Raw genomic sequence first — 478 nt, forward strand, 5'->3', positions numbered from 1 at the left:
GGCACAACCCACCGCATCCGCCAACACAATCTCGGGCGCCGCATCTTGCAGAATATGCGCGAGCCGCTCGCCCGGATACGCTGGGTCCAGCGGCACATAGGCCCCGCCCGCTTTGAGGATCGCCAGCAAACCCACCATCATGGCAGGCGAGCGCTCAACACATATCGCCACTCGCGCATCAGGCCGTACGCCCAGCTCGATCAATCGATGGGCAAGACGATTCGCCTGTGCATTCAGCTGTGCGTAGCTCAGTACGTGGGTACCCTGTACCAACGCCGTCGCATCGGGCGTGCGTACTGCCTGCGCTTCGAACAATTGGTGAATACACAGGTGGGCTGGATACACCTGCTGTGTCGCATTCCATGTCTGAAGCAATTGTTCGCGTTCGGTGTCAGGCAGCCACTTCAATTGCTGAACAGGTTGGTCGGGCGTACAGTCCAGTGCGTTGACCAAACTTTCGAGCACCTGCTGCATGTAA

1 protein-coding gene is annotated in these 478 nt (G+C 59.0%); it reads right to left on the reverse strand.

Going from position 1 to position 478, the window contains the following annotated elements; all coding sequences use genetic code 11:
• A partial coding sequence (locus KQH60_RS14735) for an AMP-binding protein (RefSeq protein ID WP_237577141.1) occupies positions 1 to 478 on the reverse strand: 478 nt, incomplete at both ends.

Source organism: Mycetohabitans sp. B8 (genome assembly GCF_021991875.1).
GTDB lineage: Bacteria > Pseudomonadota > Gammaproteobacteria > Burkholderiales > Burkholderiaceae > Mycetohabitans.